Below are 22,195 nucleotides of genomic sequence, written 5' to 3' on the forward strand. Positions count from 1 at the left end.
CACGATAATTCGCCAATGTTCGCGGGGGCTGATTGTAGGTTTCTCACGACCGGTCGTGAGCGAGCACGGAGAGTTCGAGCCAGAGCCGCTCGGCCGGTTCCGCCGTTGAGAGTCCGGTGATCTCCTCGATGCGGCCGAGGCGATGCCGCAGCGAATTCGTGTGCACATGAAGTCGGCGGGAGGCCTCGGCCGAGTTGCCGACCGTGGCGAAGTAGACGCGCAGGGTCTCGAGCAGGCTGCCGTTGTGCTGAGAGTCGTGAGCCGCCAGTGCCTGTGCCGGACCGAGTACTCCTGCGCCCGCCTGAGCCCGCTGGCCGGTGGGTGCTCGTCCGTCGGCCGGTCCGGGCCCTCCGCCGATCACGCGCTCATCTGCGGCCAGCAGCGTATCGGCGACCTGCAGACCCACGACCCTCGCTGCCACGTCGCGGATGGTCGCCCCGACGATTCGGCCGTGAGTACTCGGACTTGCGCGCGTACCCGAGTTCTTCTGTGGGGTCGGGTCCACGTCCTCGTCGTCCGCGCCAGGCCCCGCCTCGGTGACAGCCTGCACGGCGTCGACGACGTATGCGGCTTCGGTCCACGACCGGTGCACGGCATCGAGGCGGTCGACCGGGGTGCCGACTCCGAAGCACAGGGTCTCCGACTTCGGCAGGGACCTGCGCAGAGCGGCGATGACGTGATCGCGCACCTGTTCGGCGTTCATCGGCTCGCTCATCTGCACCAATGCCGCGAGGTGGACCCGCTCCCCGGTTCCGGATCGACCCATGCTGACATCTGCCGGGCCGACAGGGACAGAACTATGTCCGGCGTGTACGGCACCGGCAGAGCTCACGTGCGCGAGCACGGCATCGGCAAAGGCAGCCCGCAGATGGAACCGCAGGACGGGCTCTCGGTCGGGGGCCACCTCGGTGAAGGCAAGGACGCAGAAGCTGCCCGAGAACGGCAGCGACAGCAGGGTCGCCGACGGCCCGAGATCGGCCGAACCGGCGAGGATCCCGCCGAGAGCCTCCCGGCGGATGCGCTTCTCGAACGGTGACCGACGCAGGGTCCGAAGCATCACGGGCAGGGCCGCGCGGGCTGCGTCGCGCAGCACCTCGCGCAGCGGTTCGGGGTCGACCTCGGCCGGGTAGGCCGCCCAGATCGACCCGATGAGTTCGCCCTCGCTGCGCAGGGCGATGACCGATCGAGCCGGTGATGTGCCTTCGGCGGGACGTTCGACGACATCGGTGGAACGGCGGATCGTGTCGAGGAACCCGGATTCCTCGAGTTCGGCGATCCGCCAGTCGGGAATGGCCCCGGACAGGATCGTCTCGCGACGGATCTCATCGAGTTCGTCGCCGAGGTTCGCATGCGCGAGCACTCGCGAGGCCGGGTCCTCGATCGTGACCGACGCGCCCGTGGTTTCGGCGATGACGGCGGCCAGGGCGCTGAGGTCGTCGACATCAGGCCAGGCCAGGGCGCTCGTCGCCCCCTCGATGAGCTGTCGCAGATGGACGAGGATCTCCGACCACGTCACATGCGGCGATCGTTCGAGGAGGACCGGAGCCCGGCCCGCACTCCCCCGCAGATCGGCCTCGTCACCGAGGTGGCTGTGCGTTCCGGGCGGGACGACGAGAGCGGCGGCTCCCGCATAGTCGGTCAGCACGGAATCGAGCCCGGCAGGGCTGCGCACCGGCTCGGTGACGAGGACGACTGTGCCGTTCAAGGAGCCGTGGTCAGCCGCCTCGGGTGTCGAAGCCGTGCGTGCAGCGGTAAGCGGAGCCGTGCGTGGAGCAGTGAGCGCTGCGGCCGACGGCTCTGTGGAAGCGGCTGGCAGGTCGAAGCCGAATTCGACTCGCGCGACCGCGACGTCGTCGGCCACCTCCGTCAGCGGCAGGAGGAACCCCTCCGTGTCCCGGATCAGGCGGGACAGTCGCGGACTCGCGGTGTCGGTCATGCTCCCACTGTAGTCAACGACCGACAGTGGTCGGGAGGGTCCGCGTCAACGGAACCGGTCGCCTCGGTGGGGTGGGATGAACCGGACGGGTCGGCCGCCTCGGCGGGGTGGGGTTGAGTCGAATCAGCCAGCCGCCTCGACGGGGGCAGATCATTCCGGGGAGAAGAATTTGAACTGGAGGGCGCGGACGACGAGCTGGGCGAGATTGCGCGCCCCCAGCTTGAGACGCAGGTTGCGGGCGTGCGACTTCATGGTGGACATGGCCACCGATTGGTCGGCGGCGATCTCCTCGTAGCTGTGGCCCTGGCAGAGCAGGGTGAGCAGCTCCATCTCGCGGGCGGTCAGCTGCGGTGCCGAGTCGGGGGCGTCGGGCAGGGGATCTCCGCTGATGACGATGTCCTCGGCCAACCCTCTGAGCAGTTCGGGGCTCTCCCCCGCCGAGGCGGCCCGCACGATCGAGACGAGTTCCCTCTCCCCGGCCGTCTTGTTGATCACGGCGAGTGCGCCGGCTTCGAGCCCGCGAGCGATTCCCGGACCAGGCGATACGGTCGTCAGGAGCACAACACGGGCTTCGGGGTCGAGGTCCATGATCGCCGCCGTCGCATCGACGCCGCTCATTCCCGGCGGCATGTTGACGTCCATGAGGACGAGGTCGGGACGCTCGGCGTCGAAAGCGGCGATGGCCTCTTCGCCGGAGTGCACCGGGTCGAGGACATGGAAGGAACCCGCATCATCGAGCGCCGCTGCCACCGCTCGTGTCGTCCACGAATCGTCATCGACGACGAGCACGGAGGTGCGTGCGGCGGAGTCAGAGGTCATGTCGTGGTCGGCCTGCGGCATGGTCGTCTCCGGTCTCACGTGAGGGGCCGCCTCCGAGGTCCGGTGCGGGGCCGCGGTGGTGTGCGCGGCCGTGTGGGAGTGCGACGTCATCAGGCGTCGACCTTGTCCCGGCCGCCCTTCGTGCGGGTGCCATTGCTGTGGCTGCCGCTGCTGTGGCTGCCGTTGCTGAGGCGGTAGGTCTCCTCGCCCGAGAAATCGGAACCAGCTGTGTCCGTGCCCGTGGGTCGGTCGGGGACGTCGGTGGCGGCCGCCTCAGCAGAGATCGGCAAAGTACCTGTTGCCTCGGCGCTGGTGTCGAAGTCATCATCGACGACGTCGATCATGACCACATTCGAGGAAGACCGCACGGTATGCGATTTCGAGGAAGTCGGCGCGGACGGGGAGACGAAACGGACCGGCAGGGCCACCTCGACGACGGTTCTCCTCCGTTCATCCTCGTCCACCCGGCAGACGCCGCCCACGGCCGTGGCCCGGCGGGACAGCGACCTCGGCGCCTTGGTCAGGGCGGTCGGGGATTCGTTCGTGCTGCGGCAGAGCAGTTCGGCCCGGTCACCGCGCTCACCTCGCATTTCGACGGCGAGGGTGGCGGGGGTGCCCGGAACGGAGTGGCGGATGACATTCGTGGCGAGCTCGAGCATCACGGCCCGGAAATGGTGCGACAAGGTGCCTGTCGCGTGGGGCGGCAACGGGGCGAGCTCGGTGGTCAGCGGAACGGAACCGGCCGCACACCCATCCTCGATCGCGGTCGTCAGCTGCTCCGCCTCGGCGCGGAACCGGACCCGAGAGGTGGCGGAGTCCCCGGAGCAGGCCTCGGTCTCCCACCTGCTCAGGCTCGTCACCAGCTGTCGGAGCCGTTTCGTGGCCTCGGCGTTGACCAGCGCCAACTCGGCGAGGAGACGGTCCGCGGTCTCGGAATCGGTTTCCTTCGCCAGGGTGCGGATGATCGCGGATTCGGTGGTCAGCGAATGCGAGATGGTGTCGTGCATGTCACTGGTGAACCGGGCGCGCATGGCATCGAGTGACTTCTGGTGGTCGACGGCGGCGCGTTCGCGGCGGTCGATCTCACTGCGGATTCGAGCTTCGACGAAGGACGCACACAGGCCGAGGGTCGAGTAGGTCAGCCAGCCGTAGCCGAGGTCGGTGAACCCTTCGAAGCCGGCATCATAGGATCCGAGTCGGGTCGATGCGCCGAGGTAGACGGCCAGTCCGATGGTGCCCAGCGCGAAGCCGATCCAGCGGCGGCGGCTGATCAGGACCGCGGTGGCGAGGATGAGCGCCTCGGGGAACATGTTCTCCAGGTCCGGGTAGAGCATGGAGAACGCGATGCCCAGTCCGGTCGTCGCGATGACGATGCTCAGCGGCAGGAAGCCGGCTAAGACGATGAGTCCGTAGGCGAGGATGAGCAGGCCTGCGTAGCGGGGTTCGGTGATCTCGAACGACCCTGGCACCAGGATCGTCAGCCCCATGATGAGGGCCAGCAGACGGATCGGCAGATCGATGAAGCGAGGCCCCCGAAGGAAGTGCCACACTCGGGCCGGGACGCTCGCTGACGTGCCGGTCGCGCTGTCGATCTCTGAAGTCATGGCCTCTATTGTGCTACAACTGCCTCCCCCGAACTACCTGACGGCGGCCCAGCAACCTCGCGCGAGGTTGCTGGGCCGCCGTCAGGTAGTAATTGGGAGGAGGGTCAGCCGAGGAGTTCGGCGAGGGCTGCCTCGATGACGTCGAAGGCGTCGCCCAGAAGCTCGTCGGAGATCGTCAGCGGCGGCAGGAAGCGCAGGATGTTGCTGAAGGTTCCCGTGGTGAGCACGAGGACGCCGTTCTTCGCGCAGTAGTCCGCGATCTTCTTCACCAGATCCGCGTTCGGCTCGATCGAATCGTGCTCGACGAACTCGGCGGCGATCATGGCACCGCGGCCGCGGATGTCGCCGACCTCGGGGTACTTCGACTGCAGCTTCGTCAGGCGGTCGACGATGATCTCGCCGATGGCCAGGGCGCGCTCGGGCAGCCCGTCCTCTTCGTAAGAGGCGATGGCGCCGAGTGCTGCGGCACAGGCGGCGGGGTTGCCGCCGTAGGTTCCGCCGAGGCGGCCCGGTCCGACCGAGTCCATGATGTCCGCGCGACCGGTCACGGCCGACAGCGGCAGACCGCCCGCGATGCCCTTGGCCGTGGTGATGAGGTCGGGCACGATGCCCTCCCACTCGGAGGCGAACATCTTGCCGGTGCGGGCGAATCCGGCCTGCACCTCGTCGGCGACGAAGACGATGCCCTTCTCGCGGGCGTAGTCGACGAGCGTGGGCAGGAAGCCCTCGGCCGGGACGATGAAGCCGCCCTCACCCTGGATGGGTTCGATGACGATCGCGGCGACGTATTCGGAGCCGATCTGCTTCTCGATCATCGTGATGACGCGCTTGGCTGCGTCCTCACCGCTGATCTTCGTGCCGGCCGCATCGTTGTCGCGGTACGGGTAGGACATGGGTGCGCGGTAGACCTCACCGGCGAAGGGACCGAAGCCGGCCTTGTAGGGTGCTGCCTTCGCAGTCATCGCCATGGTCAGGTTGGTCCGACCGTGGTAAGCGTGGTCGAAGACGACGACGGCGTCGCGACCGGTGTGGGCGCGAGCGATCTTCACAGCGTTCTCGACGGCCTCGGCACCGGAGTTGAGCAGCACGGTGCGCTTCTCGTGGTCACCCGGAGTGAGGCGGTTGAGGGCTTCGGCGACCTCGACGTAGCTCTCGTACGGGTTGACCATGAAGCAGGTGTGGGTGAAGGCCTCGAGCTGGGCCTTCGCGGCCTCGACCACGCGGGGGTTCGCGTTGCCGGCCGTGGTCACGGCGATGCCCGAGCCGAGGTCGATGAGCTGGTTGCCGTCGGCGTCCTTGAGGATGCCGCCGCCGGCCGCGACCACGTAGGCGGGCAGGCTCGAACCGACACCGGTCGCCACGGCTGACTTGCGACGTTCCTCGATCTCACGGGACTTCGGTCCCGGAATCTCGGTGACGATCTTACGTTCCTGCGGCAGAGCTTCGCCGCCAATTTCCAAAGCTGTCATAAGGGGAAGAATAGGGGTTATCGACGCTTTTTGTCACTTACCGTCCGAGGGCTGAGCAGAACCGCCCGCGACGGAGAGACGAACGCGCGGATTCGGGCCAGTTCGGGTACGAAATCCGCAGCCGTTCATCGACCGTCGAATCCCCGAGTCGGACCGCCCACAACGAGGACAGAGGCAGCCCTGGCCGCACCCAAGATTCGCTGCAATCAGCGGTTCTGACCGCGGGCGTCGACGTCCCTGTTCCGTTCCGGAAGCAGGCGCTCGTGCTCGCGCATCGGCACGACGATCGTCTCCTGAGCACCGATGACGCGTTCGCCGTCGCCGATTTCGAAGCTCAGCTGCGCCTCGGGGGCGAGGTTCCGTTTGACTACGGCCAGACCGATCGGTCCGAGCTCCCAGTGCACGGTCACCGAGGTCAGAGTGCCAACTGATCGTTCGGACCCGCGGACCTCGGCAAGCACCTCGGTGCCGGGGTCCGGGGCGATGTGCCCGGACCCGTCGAGATGGACGAAGGTCAGACGCCTGGGCGGCTGACCGAGATTGTGGACGCGTGCCACCGCTTCCTGACCGCGGTAGCAGCCCTTGGCCAGGTGCACGGCCGTGCGCAGCAGGTCGAGTTCGCCGACGAGGGCCTTGTGATCGATTTCATTCCGGCCAGGTCGCCAGGCGGCGATCCGCAGGGCTTCCCAGGCGTCGAAGCCGGCCATGTCGAGGCTGTTCGCCGACAGGCCCTGCAGATCGGAGCGCTTGACGATGCCGATGACGAACGGAGTCTCGAGACCCGGATGGTCGGTTCCGGCGACATCGTGCCCGATGTCGATCTGCGCGTAGGAGGCCGAACCGCTTCCGATGTGCGGCCACGGATCGGACCAGGTCCGGGTGACGGGCAGGGTCTCCGGCAGAGCGGTGATGGCGCCGAAGCACTGATAGTCGTCGCTGAGATCCTCGATCTCGACGCGCATCATGAAGACCATCTTGCGCAGGAAGTCCAGTGTCGCGTCGGTGTTGAGGTCGCTGATCGCCCACAGCGCCTCACCGTCGTCGACGAGCTTCAGCCAGCCTTCGATGCGACCGTTCGGATCGAGCACGAGGGTTTCGGTGGACACTCCGGGGGCCAGGGTGTCGATCTTCTGCGTGGTGATCGAGTTCAGCCAGGTCAGACGGTCGGGTCCGCTCAGACGCAGCACGCGGAGATGAGCGAGGTCGACGAGACCGTCCTTCTCCTCGAGCACGCGCTGCTCTCGCAGAGGAGCTCCGTAGTGGATGGGAGTCTCGGCGAGGTCGCCGGCTCCGAGCACCGCGGTCGAGCTCAGTCCGCGGGCCAGCGACGAGCGCCGAACCGCCTCGGTGGGGGTGTCGGTGTTCTCCGGCGACGGCGAATCGTTGAAGTCAGAATTCGGCGACACGGGATCAGTCATCTTAAGACAGCTTCTTCAATCTGGCAGAGGAGTGGGAGGCGAGTTCGTGGCCCATGGCTGCCATGTCCCAGGCCCACATGAGTTCGCCGCCGACGAGGCCGTACATCCGCGTCGAGGCGGTGTACTCCTTCGCGGTCTTGGTCCTGGCCACCACGTCGGTGGCCAGATCGATGCGCGGTCCTTTGACGGTGCCGGCGTAGAGTTCCATGACTCCGTGCGGGTGGACGATCTCGGCTTCGATCTCGAAGGCGTCGTCGTTCGTGCGCAGGGTTTCGACCGCTGCGGCCGAGGTGAAGGACTGCTGTTCGGTCGGCACCATCATTCCCGGGCCGACGTCGCCGTCGTCGTGCTGACGCACGAGCTGCCAGATTCCGGTCTCGAGAGTCAGGGTCGACTCGAGATCACCGGACTCGCTGAGCAGCCACGCATGCGCGGTGTACTGGAGGAAGGGCGTGCCCTCGTGGACGACGAAGTCGATGCGCTGGCCGAACTGCTTCTCAGGAGTGTCCGCATAGCCGACGACACCGACGCCTTCCCACGACCCGATCAGCCAGGACAGAGGGACGAGCTCGGGATGGACCGAGGCATCGAGTTCGATCACCATCAGGGATCAGCGGTTGTCTTTGAACAGCGCCGTGACGACCTTGATCCCGACACCCAGGGCACCGAGAGCGGCAATGCCGACGAGGCTGGAGAAGACGATTTCGAGAGCAACAAGATTATCCATGCTCCCAGTCTACAGTTCCTGACAAAGTGATGTGCATTCAGCCCGGGTCAGGAAGCGACGCGTTCGAGTGCGTAGACGACGACTCCGCCGAGCGCGATCGGGGCGGCACCGAGGGCGAGCTGAACGGCGAAGCTCCGGGCCTTCTCGACGTTCTTCTTCACCTCGATGTTCTGTGAGGCCTCGAGGTTGGCGGCCTGGAACTTCGCATAGGCGACGAGCCCGAGCATCCGATCGACCGCTGCCACGAGCAGGCCCATGATGACACCGAGGACGAGCGCCATGGCCAAGGAGATCGCCTGTGCGAACACGAGCACCGACAGGATCCCCGCCACGGCCGTGGACATGGCGATGGCCAACGGCGAGGTGTAGATCGCCGGCCACGGCAGCGCGGTCATACACTGCGCCACGATGAGCGAGGCGAGGCCGATGACGATGGCCTCCTTGTCACCGGGGACGGTGATCGCCGCAACCCAGGTGCTCGCGGACAGGACGATGACGAGACCGGAGACCTGCGCGGACACGTTCGCCACCGCATAGGAGGCACCGATTCCGCGGGTGAGGTTCTGCACGAAGGTCCACAGCAGACCGAGTCCCGCGAGCACGGGCAGCCAGTCGAGGTAGGGAGCCGTTGAGTCCTGCCAGGCGGCGTAGAGTCCACCCACGCCGAAGAGGGCGAGCATGATCGACGTCGCCCGCGGCTGCGGGGAGTCCGTCAGACGCGGCCAGCCATAGGCGACGCCGAAGACGATGAGCCCGGTCGCCAGCAGGAACAGCGTATAGCCCCAGTACACGGAGGCACTGAGGGCCAACACCAGCACCAGGGCGACGGCTACTCGAATCCATCTGATCACAGCACTATCGTGCCTTATCCGGCGACACCCGCGGTAACCACCGGCGGCAGCGCGTCGGAGCTGCCCCGGCCGGGGCCTCGCTATACTCTTCCTCAGACGACGGGCGAGACGACGGGCGCCGAGGAGGTGGATGCAGCACATGCGGATTCTGCACATCTGCCCCACGGCCAGGCTCGACGCCCCGCTCGCTCCCGAATCCCTGCAGTACCTCGGTCACCAGATCGACCGCTGCGCCGCCGAGGACCTGCCCAGCCGCCGGGCCGAATCCGCCGCGGTCGACGTCGTCATCGCCGACGCCTGCCTCGATCTGTCCCTGGCCCCGCGCATCTCCGACCTGCTCGCCGAGGCGCGGATCACCGCCCCCGTCATCGTCGTCCTCGGGGAGGGCGGACTGGCGACCGCCTCGGCGAGATGGAACGTGTCCGACCTCATCCTCACCACTGCCGGCCCCGCCGAGGTGGAAGCGCGGCTGCGCGTGGCCCGTGACCGTCACGCCGCATCCTCGTCAACTCATTCCGGCAGCGGATTCCCCGGCGGATTGCATGCCGGGTCCGGCCGGCTCGGCGCGAAGGGCGACGCCGGGGGCCGGGGACCGGTTCGCACCGGACGCGGCCCCGTCGGCACCGCCCGAGGAGGCGGGCCCGGAACGTCTGGCCGCCTCGGTGACACGGGCGAGGAAATGTGGAATGCCGATGGCGAACCGATGGTCGTCGTCACCGGGGACCTGCGCATCGACGAGACCGCGTTCACCGCCGAGCTCGGCGGACGCAGCCTCGACCTCACCTACCGCGAGTTCGCCCTGCTGAAGTTCTTCGCCATGCACCCCGAACGCGTCTTCACCCGCGACGACATCCTGCTCGCCGTGTGGGGCGACGACTACTTCGGCGGCACCCGCACCGTTGACGTGCATGTTCGCCGCCTCCGTGCGAAACTCGGCAAAGACCTTGAGAACGCCATCCACACCGTGCGCAACGTCGGCTACCGGTTCAGCGCCGACAGCGTCACAGACACAGATTCAGAGGACGTGACGGCATGAGAATCCAGGCCAGCGGAGCAATCACCTCCACCCCGATCGACACCCTCACCGAGGATGAGCTGAAGTTCCTCGATGACGTGGCGGCCACCGATGGCGCCCCCGAGATCTCCGGCGGGCTCATGGCCGTCGCCACCGGTGAGGACACCGCCCACGAGGCGCAGACCGTCTCGAGCGTCTGGCGCGTATTTGCCGACGACGCAGACGGTTCCGGCCCCACCGATGCCGACCCCGCCGGCAAAGACACGACCGGCGAGCTCATCGGGTTCGGAATCCGCGCCCTGCAGGGGGATCGTCACGCCGCCGAGTTCCTCATCGCCCCCGACCATCGTCGTCAGGGCCTCGGCGAACAGCTGCTGAGAACGATCCTCGACGAAGAGCCCGAAGCCTGGTGCTGGTCGCACGGCGACCACCCGGCCGCGGCCCACCTCGCCCAGAAGCACGGCCTCGGCCGCGATCGAGTGCTCTATCAGATGCGCACCGACACCGGTCTGCGCCTCGACGGCCTCCCCGAGACGCAGAGCCCCGACGGGGTCGAGATCCGCTCCTTCGCTCCCGGCGACGAGGACGGCTGGCTGACCGTGAACAACGCCGCCTTCGACTGGCATCCCGAACAGGGCGGCCAGACCCGCGCCGATATCGATGCCGTCGTCACCGCTGCGGACTTCGACCCGACCACCTTCATCATCGCCGCCCGCGATGGCGAGGTCATCGGATTCCACCAGACGAAGATCACGGACACGGATGATGAGGGCCGCCTCGGCGAGGTCTATGTCGTCGGAGTCGATCCGCGCATCCACGCCAAGGGCGTGGGCAAGGCGCTGACGGTCGAGGGAATGCGGCGGATGGTGACCGCCGGCGCCGAGACGATCGAACTCTACGTCGAATCGGACAACGCCCCGGCGCTAGGCTTGTACGAGCGACTGGGTTTCCATGTCGCGGTCGCGCACGTGGCCTATGCACCGGCCTCCGCAAAGGTCACCGGCACTGATTCTGCGAGCACGGCGTCGACGGACGAGAAGGAGTAGAGCGTTGTACGACATCGCGGCTTCGGGTAAGGAGCTGGGACTGCCCGACCCGGCTGATCGCTTCCTCGATCGTGAACTCAGCTGGCTGGCCTTCAACGAACGCGTCCTCGATCTCGCCTCGGATCCGGAGATCCCGCTGCTCGAACGCGTCCGATTCCTCTCGATCTTCGCGACCAACCTCGACGAGTTCTTCATGGTCCGCGTCGCCGGTCTCAAACGCCGCATCAACACCGGTCTCGCCGTGCCCAGCGTCACCGGCCGCATGCCCGCGCAGGTCATGCACGATATCGGGGTGCGCGCATTCGAGCTGATGAGCCGGCATGCCGCCCTGCTCAAGGACGATATCGGTCCCCGCCTCGACGCGGAATCGATCACGAAGGTCCAGGTCGAGGACCTCACCGAGGATGAGCGGCACCGTGTCGACGAATTCTTCTTCGGCCACGTCTACCCCGTCCTCACCCCGCTGGCCGTCGATCCGGCCCACCCGTTCCCGTATATCTCGGGTCTCTCGCTCAACCTCGGCGTGCTCCTGCGGTCGCCGGAGACGGGCAAGGAGTTCTTCGCCCGCGTCAAGGTTCCCCCGCGCCTGCCGCGGTTCTTCAATGTCGCCGAGGCGACCGACCGCCCCGCCGGGCGCGACGTCCCGGCCCGCTTCGTCGCCCTCGAGGACATCATCGCCGAACACCTCGGGACCCTGTTCGACGGTATGGAGATCGTCCACCATTCGACCTTCCGCGTGACCCGCAATGAGGACCTCGAGGTCGAAGAGGACGATGCGGAGAACCTCCTCAAGGCTCTGGAGAAGGAGCTGCTGCGCAGGCGTTTCGGTCCGGCCGTGCGGATGGAGATCACAGAGAACATCCACCCCCGCGTCCTCGAGATGCTCAAGGACGAACTGGGCATCCACGACTCGGAGATCTACCACCTGCCGAGCCCGCTGGACCTGTCCGGCATGTCCGATATCGCCGATGTGCCACGCGATGACCTGCACTATCCGAAGATGGTTCCACAGATGAACAAGGACCTGTCGCTGCGGGAATCCAGCGACCAGGTCGACGTCTTCGACGCGGTGGCCAGCCGGGACATCCTCCTGCACCACCCCTACGATTCGTTCTCCACGAGCGTGCAGGCTTTCCTCGAACAGGCGGCGTCGGACAAGAACGTGCTCGCGATCAAGCAGACGCTCTACCGCACCTCCGGGGATTCGCCGATCATCGACGCCCTCGTCGATGCCGCACAGGCCGGCATCCAGGTGCTCGCCGTCGTCGAGATCAAGGCCCGGTTCGACGAGGAGGCCAACATCACCTGGGCCCGCAAGCTCGAGCGCGCCGGCGTCCATGTCGTCTACGGAATCGTCGGGCTCAAGACCCATGCGAAGCTCTCCCTCGTCGTCCGTCAGGAGGCTGACGGGCTGGCCCGGTACTGTCACGTCGGCACCGGCAACTACCACCCGAAGACCGCCCGCGGCTATGAGGACTTCGGGCTGCTGACACGTGATCGGGCCGTCGCCGATGATCTGACGAAGCTGTTCAACCAGCTCTCCGGCTATGCGCCGAAGTCCGAATATTCACGGTTCCTCGTCGCCCCCAGCAATGTGCGCACCGGACTCATCGACCTCATCGACTCCGAGATCGCGATCGCACAGTCCGGCGGAGCGGGGCAGGTGCGGATCAAGGTCAACTCGATCGTCGACGAAGCCATCATCGACGCCCTCTACCGGGCATCCCAGGCCGGGGTCGCCGTCGAAGTCTTCGTCCGCGGAATCTGCGCTCTGCGCCCGGGCATCGAAGGTCTGAGCGAGAACATCACCGTGCGTTCCGTGCTCGGACGCTTCCTCGAACACTCCCGCGCCTTCGTCTTCGGCAACAACGGCGACCCGATCGTCTACATCGGTTCGGCAGATATGATGCACCGCAACCTCGACCGTCGAGTCGAAGCGCTCGTGCAGATCGTCGATGACGGTCACCGGGCGGAGATCATCGAACTCTTCGATCTCGTCTTCGCCCCGACCACCTCGGCATTCGATCTGTCCGGTGACGGCAGATGGACCCGGCGGACTCACGACGACGAGGGCAGCATCCTCGCCGACTATCAGACGGAGCTCATCCGTCGGCACCGGAAGCGTCGGCGAATCGGGGATGAGGCGTGAGCCGGTCCGAGGTCGCCTCGGCACAGGCGTCATCGCGCGTCACCGCCGATGTCCTTGCCGCCGGGGCGGTCTGCTGGAGATACGGTTCGAAAGGCCTCGAGGTGGTGCTCATCCACCGCCCGAAGTACAACGACTGGTCGTGGCCCAAGGGCAAGGTCGATCCGGGTGAGACCCTGCCGGAGGCTGCGATCCGCGAGGTCAAGGAGGAGACGGGGTTCGACATCCACCTCGGCATCCCCTTGCCGTCGGCCGAGTACACGGTCGGCAAGAACACGCTGAAGAAGGTGTTCTACTGGTCGGCCGAGGTCAAGGACGAAGCGGACTTCGCCCCGGTGAACAAGCGAGAGGTCGACACCGCCGGCTGGTTCCCTGTCGACAAGGCCCGGTCGAAGCTGACGTCCTTCGCGGACCGGGAACAGCTCGACGCGCTGGAGAAGTTCGCTGAGACGGACGCACTGCGGGCGTGGCCGCTCATCCTCGTCCGCCACGGGAAGGCGTTCCCACGTGCGAAGTGGTACGAGACAGAGCATGTGCGGCCTCTGCTCAAGCTCGGCACCCGACAGGCCATGGCATTGACCGGGCTGCTGGGAGCCTGGGGCGTGCGCAAGCTCGTCTCGAGTCCGTGGAAGCGCTGCATGGCGACGCTGACTCCGCTGTCGGCGGCGACGGGCAAGTCGATCAAGAAGGTGTCGACGCTCAGCGAGAAGGCCACCGCTGCGAACCCGGACAAGACCGCCCGCTATATCGAGAAGCTGCTGGCGAAGGGCAAACCAGTCATCTACTGCACGCACCGGCCGGTGCTGCCGACGATCTTCTCCGTCTACGCGGCTCATGCCCCGAAACGGGTAGAGGCGAAGCTGCCGAAGGACGATCCGTACCTCAAGCCCGGTGAGGTCCTCATCGCCTATGTGCGCCCCGGTCCGGTGCCGCGCATCGTCGAGATCGAACGCGTCCGCCCCATCGACAGCTGACCGAGGCGCACGACCCGCCAGCGAGCCGATTCTCAAGGTCGAGCATGCGTACTGGGCGGCCCGCCTCGGCGAACTTACACACGTACGGAACGGGCCGCCTCGGCGAGCGAATGCCGGTCCCGACAATGATCCTTTCATGAAACCGACGAAGTCTGTGATCGAGCACTCACAGCGGTTCCAACCCTTCGCCCCTCATTCACCTTCCATTCACGTTTCAACTCCTTGCACTTCACGCGTGATCCTTAGCGTGGATGACGAGCAATCGAGAACTCTCGAGCTGTGTCCACAAACATGAAAGGCATCTTCGTGAAGATGAAGCATCTCGCCCCCTCCGCTGCGATCCTCGCGGTCGGCGCCATCACCCTCTCGGCTTGCGGTGGCGGACAGTCCGCCACCGGCGAAGAGGCATCCGGCGGCAGCAGTGACCTGCAGGGCACCCTGACCGGCATCGGCGCCTCCTCGCAGAAGGCCGCGATGGATGCCTGGACAGCGGACTTCACCTCGCAGAACTCCGGCGTGACCGTCAACTACTCCCCCGACGGATCGGGTGCCGGCCGTGAACAGTTCCTCGCCGGCAACGCGCAGTTCGCCGGATCCGACGCCCACCTCGACGATGACGAGGTCAAGGCCGGAAAGGAAGCCTGCGGCGCCGACGGAGCCTACGAGTTCCCCGTCTACATCTCCCCCATCGCCGTGACCTTCAACGTCAAGGGCGTCGACGAGCTCAACCTCTCCCCCGAAACGATCGCGAAGATCTTCAAGGGCGACATCACCAACTGGAACGACAAGGCCATCAAGGCCGACAACCCGGATGCCGAGCTTCCGGACCTCAAGATCACCGCCGTTCACCGCGCCGATGACTCGGGCACCACCGAGAACTTCGCCGAGTACCTCAAGGCCACCGCCGAGAAGGACTGGGACGCCGAGGTCGACGGCAACTTCCCGAAGGAGTACGGCGGCGAGGCCGCTCAGGGCACCGACGGTGTCATCCAGACCGTCTCCGACACCGACGGAGCCATCGGCTACGCGGATGCCTCGGCCGTCGGTGAGCTCTCCACCGCCAAGGTCAAGGTCGGCGACGAGTTCGTCGAGCTCTCCCCGGAAGCCGCGACCAAGGTCGTCGACGCATCCGAGAAGGTCGAAGGCCGCAGCGAAGGCGACCTCGCCTTCGACCTGGCCCGCGACACCACCGAGTCCGGCGCCTACCCGATCGTGCTCGTCTCCTACCACCTCGTCTGCTCGTCCTACAAGGACCAGGAGACCGTGGACATGGTCAAGGCATGGGAGAAGTTCGTGGTCTCGGAAGAGGGACAGAAGTCCGCTGCCGATTCCGCCGGGTCCGCACCGCTGTCGGACGACCTGCGCAAGCAGATCGAAGAAGTCATCGACTCGATCAAGGTCGAAGGCTGATTTCAGTCTCTGACCTGGAGATATAGCCAGTCGGGAGCGGCGCAGAAGCCCTGCGCCGCTTTTCCGCGCCTGTGGAACCACCCCGGTTTCACCACAAGTCACATGAGGAGTACTTGTGCCGATCAGCACACAGACCACTGAGTCAGGCCCCACAGGGCCCGGCTCCACGCCCGAATCCGGGCAGAAGCCGCCGCAGAGTCCGGCAACTCGGCAGCAGAAGGCCGTCGTCCGACCCGGCGACCGCATCTTCTCGGCCGCCACGCTCATCGCCGGCATCCTGATCCTGGTGATCCTCGCCGGAGTCGCCCTGTTCCTTCTCGCACAGTCGAAGGACACCATCACCGCGCAGATCAGCGACCCCTCCCAGATCACCGGCGGCAAGGGCTTCTTCTCCTACGTCTGGCCGCTGGTCATCGGCACGCTCATCTCCGCGGCCATCGCACTGATCGTCGCGACTCCCTTCTCGCTGGGCATCGCGCTGTTCACCACCCACATGGCCCCGCGCAAGCTCGCTCCGGTGCTCGGCTACGTCATCGACCTGCTCGCCGCCATCCCCTCGGTCGTCTACGGCCTGTGGGGCATCGCTCTGGCCGGCAACCTCACCGGCTTCTACCTGTGGCTGTCGAAGTGGTTCGGCTGGATTCCGATCTTCGCTCCGGCCGCCGACGGCTCCGTGTCGCAGACGGGCCGCACACTGCTCACCGCCTCGCTCGTGCTCTCGATCATGATCCTGCCGATCATCACCTCGCTGACCCGCGAGATCTTCCTCCAGACCCCGCGCCTGCAGGAAGAGGCGGCGCTGGCGCTCGGCGCCACCCGCTGGGAGATGATCCGCATGGCCGTGCTGCCGTTCGGCAAGTCGGGAATCGTCTCGGCCACGATGCTCGGCCTCGGCCGCGCCCTCGGTGAGACCATGGCCGTGGCCATGATCCTCTCGCCCGGCGTCCTCACCGCCTCGCTCGTCGTCAGCGGCAACCAGACCATCGCCTCCGAGATCGCGCAGAACTTCCCCGAGGCCGCGGGACTGCGCCTGTCCGAGCTCATCACCGTCGGCCTCGTGCTCTTCGTCATCACCCTGCTGGTGAACATGGGAGCCCGCGCCATCGTCGCCCGCACCTCGGTGAAGGGAAGTTGAGACCAATGACCACCATGAACACCACCACCGAGGCGGCCGTGTCGAAACCGGCGAAGCTCACCTCCAAACAGCTCCCGAAGGCCACCCCGTGGATCGTCGCCGTCGCCTCGATCCTCGTGGCGATCGTCATCAGCTTCATCGCCTTCGGCGGCTTCAACATCCCCGTCGTGGCCGTCCTCGCCGGCCTCATCAACGCGATCGCCGTGTTCGCGGTCTCCGCGTCCTACGAAGGCCGCCGCAAGGCCGTCGACCGGATCGCGACCACCATCGTCACCTCGACGTTCGTCCTCGCATGCGTTCCCCTCATCTCGCTGCTGTGGCTGACCGTGTCCAAGGGCGGGGCCGCCATCAGCGGTGACCTGCTCACCCGCACCATGCTCGGCATGAAGGGCGTCCTCGATCAGCAGTACGTCGCCGGTGAGGCCACTCTGGCCGGCGGCTTCTACCACGCCATCGTCGGCACCGTGCTCATCACACTCGCCGCCTGCGTGATCTCGATTCCGATCGGCGTCCTCACCGCCATCTACCTCGTCGAATACTCGAACAAGAACCGCCTGGGCAAGGCGATCACCTTCCTCGTCGACGTGATGACCGGTATTCCCTCGATCGTCGCCGGTCTCTTCGCCTTCGCACTGTTCTCCACGATTGCCAACGTGCTCCTGCCCGGCGCGGCCGGAATCGCGAAGACCGGCTTCACCGCGGCCGTGGCGCTGTCGGTGCTGATGATCCCGATCGTCGTGCGCAATACGGAGGAGATCCTCCGCTTGGTGCCGATGGACCTGCGCGAGGCTTCCTACGCACTCGGCGTGCCGAAGTGGAAGACGATCGTGAAGATCGTTCTGCCCACCTCGGTGTCGGGAATCCTCTCCGGTGTCACCATCGCCATCGCCCGCGTCATCGGTGAGACGGCACCCATCATGGTCACCGCCGGGTTCGCCAAGACGCTCAACTGGAACCTCTTCTCCGGTTGGATGTCGACGCTGCCGACGTTCATCTACGACTCGCAGCTGCGCCCGGTCTCGCCGGGAGCCGCCGCCCTGGCCAGCTCGGAACGCGCCTGGGCCGCAGCCCTTGTGCTCGTCGCCCTCGTCATGGTGCTCAACCTGCTCGCCCGCATCATCGCGAAGGTGCTCGCACCGAAGGCCGGACGCTGACCGGCGACTGCCCACAGACCTCCAGACTCACCCATTTCCACGGATAGGAAACACAATGTCCAAGCAGATCGACATCAAGGATCTCGACATCTTCTACGGCGACTTCCGCGCCGTCGACGGAGTGCAGATGCAGATCAAGCCGCGCTCCGTCACCGCCTTCATCGGGCCCTCCGGCTGCGGCAAGTCCACGGTGCTGCGCACGCTGAACCGCATGCACGAAGTCATCCCCGGCGCCAGCGTCTCCGGTGAGGTCCTCATGGACGGCAATGACATCTACGGCGCCGGCGTCGACCCGGTCAACGTCCGCCGCGAGGTGGGCATGGTCTTCCAGCGGGCGAACCCGTTCCCGACGATGAGCATCAAGGAGAACGTGCTCGCCGGTGTGCGCCTGAACAACAAGCGCCTGTCGAAGACCGAGGCCGACGATCTCACCGAACGTGCCCTGCGCGGCGCGAACCTCTGGAACGAGGTCAAGGACCGCCTCAACCTGCCCGGTTCGGGTCTCTCCGGCGGTCAGCAGCAGCGTCTGTGCATCGCCCGCGCAATCGCCGTCGAACCCGAGGTCCTGCTCATGGACGAGCCGTGCTCGGCTCTCGACCCGATTTCGACCCTGGCGATCGAGGACCTCATCAACGACCTCAAGGACAAGTACACGGTCGTCATCGTCACGCACAACATGCAGCAGGCCGCTCGTGTGTCCGACAAGACCGCGTTCTTCAACATCGCCGGCACCGGCAAGCCCGGAAAGCTCATCGAGTTCAACGAGACCTCGACGATCTTCTCGAACCCGGACAAGGAAGAGACCGAGAACTACATCTCCGGTCGCTTCGGATGATTTGAAGGCTCGCCCAAACGGCGGGCGCCCCTCGGGGCGGGTGCCGTCTCGGCGGCGCATGCCTCTATAATCGGCGGCGCATGCCTCTATAAGTGGTCGTTCTGGTCACGCTCTGCTCAGCGGAACGTGACCAGAACGACCACTTTGCGTTGGCAGGTCCGCCGGACGCGACTTCGGGCGGTAGGGCACTCGCGCAGAGTCGCCTCGGGGATCGCGCAGGGCGCTGGCAGGTCGGTCGTCACGTCACCCTGAACGCGCGCAGTGAGTTGCCTCCGCAGACGACCTCATGGTCTTCCCGACAACACATCGGCGATATATCGTTACATATCGTCAGGGCAGTGAACTTCGTGCAATCAGCGGGGTACTGCGGTGTCATCAGACCAGGGAGGTCATCATGAACGAGCCATTCACCCACGGAAGCTCCCATCACCGAGGCGGCGACCGGGGCAGCGCTAGCATCTGGGAGGCGTTCGAGCAGCTGCGCTCATCCTTCGCCCCCAAACAGCCTGCCCGCATGAACCGCGGTGACGTCCGTGCCGGAATCCTCTCGCTGCTGGCAGAGGCCCCGATGCACGGATACCAGATCATCCAGGAGATCGAGGAACGCAGCGGCGGCAGCTGGAAGCCCAGCCCCGGGTCGGTCTATCCGACGCTGCAGCTGCTCACGGACGAGGGTCTCATCAATGCGGAGCCGTCGAGCGGACGCAAGACCTATTCCCTCACCGAGGCGGGACGCGAGCACGTCGAGGCCGACTCCGATTCCGCCGCCCCGTGGGAATCGGTCGGCAGGAGAGAGACTCCGCGCGCGGCCACACTGGCCAAGGCCGGGGTCGAGTTGGCACAGGCCGCCGCTCAGGTCGGACGTTCGGGCAGCAAGGAGCAGGTCGCAGAGGCGGTCACCGAGCTGGAAGAGACCAAACGCAGGCTGTATTCGATCCTCGCTCGGGACTGAGCGATGTCGACGGGAGCCGAACAGAGAAACGTGAGTCCGGATGAGCTCGGCCGAGAAGCCGGTGAGCACAGCGGAGCAGACACTGTCGGCCCTGGCCAGGGTCTTCCCGACCGGAAGCGAGCGCTGCGGTCCCGGTCGTCCCGGATCCTGCGCTTTGCCGCGGCCCAGATGGCCATGGCCTGGTGGTTCGAGCTCGTCCTGCCTCGCATCGGTCTGGGTCGCCTGGCCGCCCGACGACGAGTGGAGCGCTGGCAGTCGACCGCCAGGAAGTTCAGGGCGCTGGCGATCGATCTCGGCGGGCTGATGATCAAGGTGGGCCAGTTCCTCTCCTCCCGCATGGATGTCCTCCCGCCCGAGGTCGCCGCAGAGCTGGCAGACCTGCAGGACGAAGTATCGCCGGTTCCCTTCGACGGGATCAGGCCCCTCGCCGAGGCGCAGCTGGGTATGCGACTCACCACCGCCTTCGCCACTTTCGACCCCCGACCGCTGGCCGCGGCATCACTGGGCCAGGCTCATTCGGCCACCCTGACTCCGGATGTGGCCGCCGAGCTCGGATTCACCGAGGTGGTCGTCAAGGTCCAGCGCCCCGGCATCGCCGACGTCGTCGAGGTGGATCTGCGAACACTGCGCCGGATCGCAGGGTGGCTCTCCCGCGTCGGGTTCATCGCCAGCCGGGTCGATATGCCGGGGCTGGTCGAGGAGTTCGCCCATGTCAGCCTCGAGGAGATCGACTACCTCCACGAGGCGGCGAATGCGGAACAGTTCACCACCGAAGCCGCACGCTTCGCGGACGATGCCGAGCGTTCGGCATCGGGTTCGCCCGGTCCGACGCAGGCCCCGCGAATCGTCTGGGGGCAGACCACGACCCAGGTTCTCACCATGGAGGATGTCTCGGCGATCAAGATCAACGATGTCGCGGCGCTGCGCCGGGCAGGGATCGATCCACGCGAGGTGGCTTCGGCGTTCGCGCACACGATGTTCGATCAGCTCTTCCGCGGCGGCTTCTTCCACGCCGATCCCCATCCCGGCAACATCTTCGTCACTCCCGACCGAACTGGAGCGGTCGAACGCTCGGGTGTCTCTCCGGCGTCCGAGCACATGGGTGGCTCACCGCCGACAGGGGAAACGCACACCTCGACCGGGCATCCCGCCTCGGCGGGGGTCGGCTGGCACCTGACCTTCGTCGACTTCGGAATGATGGGCCACGTTCCTGAGGATCTGCGCTCGGGGCTGCGTGAACTCATCATCGCCGTGGCCACCAGGGATTCCCACCGCCTGGTCACGAGCGTCGAACTCATCGGGGTGCTGCTCGACGGCGCGGACACCGCGGAGCTCGAACGCGCACTGACCGAGCTCTTCTCCCGGTTCGGCGGGATGGGATTCGCTCAGCTGCGCGAGGTCGACGAAAAGGAGCTGCGGGCCTTCTCCAGGGACTTCGAATCGGTGGTCCGCGACCTTCCGGTCCAATTGCCGGAGAACCTCTTCCTCATCATCCGTGCGCTCGCCATGGTCTCTGGTCTGTGCAGCTCACTCGATCCCCGGTTCAACATCTGGGAGGTCGTCGAACCCTATGCACGCGGCCTCATCAGCGACTCACCGGGAGGAGTCGCCGGCTCGGCGACGAAGGAGGCGCTCAACCTCGTGCGTCTGACCCTGAGCCTGCCCGGACGCCTCGACGCACTGGTCACGAAGGTCGAAGACGGCGAGCTCACGGTGTCGACGCCGAAGCTCGATCGTCGGGTGGAAGGGCTCGAACAGCTGGCGCGCGGCGTGATCTCGGCCGTTCTATTCACCGGCTTCGTCATCGGCGGGTCGATCCTGCTGCCGGTGATGACGGTTGGCGGCGTTCTGCTGCTCATCGCCTCGGCACCCGCGCTTCTCCACGCCCTGGTCACTCTGCTGCGACACCGACGGGCAGACCGGCGGAACCGTCGTAGGTGAGGAGTCGGCGGAACCGTCGCAGACGAGGGAGCGGCGACAAGCTGTTCGAGGACGACGCGGCGTTGCCTCCTAGCCGGCCGCTGGTTCGTCGCGGGGAGCACGGAAGGCCGAGGCGAAATCGACCAGCAGGGATTCGTCGCCGTCGACCGTGATCGCCCCTTCCTCTCGTGCGGCTTCGGCTGCGCCATCGGCAAGCAGGTCGCGCAGCCCGGGACCTTCGATCCTCAGGTCAGCTTCTGCCTGGGCCCCTTCCGCAGCCTCCACACCGCGCTCGCTCACGGTCGCATGAGCCGTCGCGGGGCCGGCAGTGATTTCGACTGTGAAGGGTCGGACTCGGGCGTCGGTGCGCGCGGTCAGCAAAGCCGCGGCCAGAGAGGAGTCCGTCGGAACCTCGCCCTCGCGGGGCTCAGCCATCCGCCGTGCACCCCAGCGGCCGAGCTCAATGAGCACCGGACTAAGATCCGAACCGTAGTCGCTGAGGCGGTAGACGACGTTGCGTCCGTCGATGCCGCGCTCGATGATCTCGGCGGCCTCAAGTTCGCGCAACCGCGTGGTCAGCAGGTTCGAGGGGATGCCGGGATTTCCCTGTCGAAGCTCGTTGAAGCGCTTCGGACCGACGAGGAGGTCGCGGAGGATGATGAGCGACCACCGTTCCCCCAGCACCTCGGCTGCCCGAGCCAGACCGCAGAATTGTCCGTACGACTTCATGGTTGACAGCATAGCAATATCAGTTCACTATTGAAACCATAGTTCACTTTCTGAA

18 protein-coding genes are annotated in these 22,195 nt (G+C 66.3%); 10 read left to right on the plus strand and 8 right to left on the minus strand.

The window, feature by feature from the left end; genetic code table 11:
• Positions 1–43: 43 nt before the first annotated feature.
• The 7 genes from ACVZTU_RS15265 to ACVZTU_RS15295 all read right to left on the minus strand — a co-directional run bounded on the left by ACVZTU_RS15265 (position 44) and on the right by ACVZTU_RS15295 (position 8,824).
• Positions 44–1,936: a PucR family transcriptional regulator gene (locus ACVZTU_RS15265; RefSeq protein WP_482400764.1), complete on the minus strand. Its 1,893-nt coding sequence runs from the start codon at positions 1,934–1,936 to the stop codon at positions 44–46.
• Positions 1,937–2,086: 150 nt separating this feature from the next.
• The gene (locus tag ACVZTU_RS15270; protein WP_229663972.1) at positions 2,087–2,866 is read right to left on the minus strand and encodes a response regulator transcription factor; all 780 of its coding nucleotides are present in this window, start codon (positions 2,864–2,866) and stop codon (positions 2,087–2,089) included.
• Positions 2,866–4,359: a sensor histidine kinase gene (locus tag ACVZTU_RS15275; RefSeq protein WP_482400765.1), complete on the minus strand. Its 1,494-nt coding sequence runs from the start codon at positions 4,357–4,359 to the stop codon at positions 2,866–2,868. The genes ACVZTU_RS15270 and ACVZTU_RS15275 overlap by 1 nt, the downstream gene beginning before the upstream one ends.
• A 104-nt stretch (positions 4,360–4,463) precedes the next feature.
• Positions 4,464–5,828 carry a 4-aminobutyrate--2-oxoglutarate transaminase gene (gene gabT, locus ACVZTU_RS15280; protein WP_172171569.1) on the minus strand — a complete coding sequence of 455 codons (1,365 nt, stop codon included), beginning with the start codon at positions 5,826–5,828 and terminating at the stop codon, positions 4,464–4,466.
• Between the two features lie 206 nt (positions 5,829–6,034).
• Positions 6,035–7,246 carry a CAF17-like 4Fe-4S cluster assembly/insertion protein YgfZ gene (ygfZ, locus tag ACVZTU_RS15285; RefSeq protein WP_482400766.1) on the minus strand — a complete coding sequence of 404 codons (1,212 nt, stop codon included), beginning with the start codon at positions 7,244–7,246 and terminating at the stop codon, positions 6,035–6,037.
• Between the two features lies 1 nt (position 7,247).
• Entirely contained in the window at positions 7,248–7,850 is a 603-nt protein-coding gene (locus ACVZTU_RS15290; RefSeq protein WP_482400767.1) for a heme-binding beta-barrel domain-containing protein, read from the minus strand.
• 170 nt (positions 7,851–8,020) lie between these two features.
• The gene (locus tag ACVZTU_RS15295) at positions 8,021–8,824 is read right to left on the minus strand and encodes an ammonia permease (protein ID WP_229663971.1); all 804 of its coding nucleotides are present in this window, start codon (positions 8,822–8,824) and stop codon (positions 8,021–8,023) included.
• Between the two features lie 130 nt (positions 8,825–8,954).
• Between ACVZTU_RS15295 and ACVZTU_RS15300 the strand changes: the two genes are divergently transcribed.
• The 10 genes from ACVZTU_RS15300 (at position 8,955) to ACVZTU_RS15345 (ending at position 21,432) form a co-directional block, all read left to right on the plus strand.
• Complete coding sequence (locus ACVZTU_RS15300) at positions 8,955–9,860, plus strand: winged helix-turn-helix domain-containing protein (RefSeq protein ID WP_229663970.1); 906 nt, start codon at positions 8,955–8,957, stop codon at positions 9,858–9,860.
• On the plus strand, positions 9,857–10,885 hold the full coding sequence (mshD, locus tag ACVZTU_RS15305; protein WP_139468093.1) for a mycothiol synthase: 1,029 nt from the start codon (positions 9,857–9,859) through the stop codon (positions 10,883–10,885). Before ACVZTU_RS15300 ends, mshD begins: the two co-directional genes overlap by 4 nt.
• Positions 10,886–10,889: 4 nt before the next feature.
• On the plus strand, positions 10,890–13,034 hold the full coding sequence (locus ACVZTU_RS15310) for an RNA degradosome polyphosphate kinase (RefSeq protein WP_229663969.1): 2,145 nt from the start codon (positions 10,890–10,892) through the stop codon (positions 13,032–13,034).
• Positions 13,031–14,005, plus strand: a complete 975-nt coding sequence (locus ACVZTU_RS15315; RefSeq protein WP_139468091.1) for an NUDIX hydrolase — start codon at positions 13,031–13,033, stop codon at positions 14,003–14,005. The genes ACVZTU_RS15310 and ACVZTU_RS15315 overlap by 4 nt, the downstream gene beginning before the upstream one ends.
• A gap of 306 nt (positions 14,006–14,311) precedes the next feature.
• Positions 14,312–15,415, plus strand: a complete 1,104-nt coding sequence (gene pstS / locus ACVZTU_RS15320; RefSeq protein ID WP_139468277.1) for a phosphate ABC transporter substrate-binding protein PstS — start codon at positions 14,312–14,314, stop codon at positions 15,413–15,415.
• Positions 15,416–15,659: 244 nt separating this feature from the next.
• Entirely contained in the window at positions 15,660–16,550 is an 891-nt protein-coding gene (gene pstC, locus ACVZTU_RS15325; protein WP_101544086.1) for a phosphate ABC transporter permease subunit PstC, read from the plus strand.
• A gap of 14 nt (positions 16,551–16,564) precedes the next feature.
• A complete protein-coding gene (gene pstA / locus ACVZTU_RS15330) occupies positions 16,565–17,704 on the plus strand; it encodes a phosphate ABC transporter permease PstA (RefSeq protein WP_139468090.1) in 1,140 nt (379 codons plus the stop codon).
• A 55-nt stretch (positions 17,705–17,759) separates the two neighbouring features.
• A complete protein-coding gene (gene pstB / locus ACVZTU_RS15335; protein ID WP_101543804.1) occupies positions 17,760–18,539 on the plus strand; it encodes a phosphate ABC transporter ATP-binding protein PstB in 780 nt (259 codons plus the stop codon).
• Between the two features lie 394 nt (positions 18,540–18,933).
• Positions 18,934–19,491, plus strand: a complete 558-nt coding sequence (locus ACVZTU_RS15340; RefSeq protein WP_139468088.1) for a PadR family transcriptional regulator — start codon at positions 18,934–18,936, stop codon at positions 19,489–19,491.
• A 168-nt stretch (positions 19,492–19,659) separates the two neighbouring features.
• Positions 19,660–21,432 carry an ABC1 kinase family protein gene (locus ACVZTU_RS15345; protein ID WP_229663994.1) on the plus strand — a complete coding sequence of 591 codons (1,773 nt, stop codon included), beginning with the start codon at positions 19,660–19,662 and terminating at the stop codon, positions 21,430–21,432.
• 69 nt (positions 21,433–21,501) lie between these two features.
• Here ACVZTU_RS15345 and ACVZTU_RS15350 read toward each other — a convergent pair whose 3' ends face one another.
• Entirely contained in the window at positions 21,502–22,140 is a 639-nt protein-coding gene (locus ACVZTU_RS15350) for a winged helix-turn-helix transcriptional regulator (protein ID WP_139468086.1), read from the minus strand.
• Positions 22,141–22,195: the final 55 nt, after the last annotated feature.

It is taken from the genome of Brevibacterium sp. OS20 (assembly GCF_056837565.1).